Genomic DNA, 638 nt, shown 5'->3' on the forward strand with positions numbered 1-638 from the left:
AAAAAAATAGAATCTGCCCGGAATAAAGCACAATTCCCGGTTCATAAGGACCTCCTCTCTTTCCGATTTGAGGAGGCTCCCCATGTCCCTAAGAGACGTATACTGGATATATTCCAAGGGGACTACATCAGACAGAGGAGAAATATTTTATTCATCGGAAATTCAGGTACCGGGAAAACACATTTATCCATTGCTTTAGGCCAGGAAGCTATTAATCAGGGGCATAAAGTGAAGTACTACACAGGAGCCCGACTGGCCAATGAGTTGATGGAAGCTCAGGATGAGAAAAAACTTCTCCAGCTGGAAAAGCAATGGCTGGCTGCAGACCTTGTGATTATTGACGAACTGGGCTATATCCCCTATCACCAACGTGCAGCAGAGTTAATGTTTCAATTCTTTTCAGCTCGATATGAGAGGGGAAGCATGATCATCACCAGCAACAGAGAGTTCGGAAGGTGGACCGAAGTATTCCATGATGAACAGATGACCGCCGCCTTGTTGGATCGAGTTACCCACAAGGCCCATATCATCCCTATGAATGGAGAAAGCTATCGTCTCAAAGAGACATACTCGAAATAACAAGAGGGTGGTCAACTTTTACATGAGCGACATGGTCAACTTTTGGGTTGACGATTACA

At 44.8% G+C, this 638-nt stretch carries 1 protein-coding gene; it reads left to right on the forward strand.

Annotated elements, in window-relative coordinates; translation table 11 throughout:
- On the forward strand, positions 1 to 579 hold a 579-nt coding region (istB, locus tag ACQCVH_RS25235), incomplete at its 5' end, for an IS21-like element helper ATPase IstB (protein ID WP_426838410.1).
- Positions 580 to 638: the final 59 nt, after the last annotated feature.

This window comes from Bacillus infantis (assembly GCF_050107595.1).
GTDB lineage: Bacteria > Bacillota > Bacilli > Bacillales > Cytobacillaceae > Bacillus_AB > Bacillus_AB infantis_C.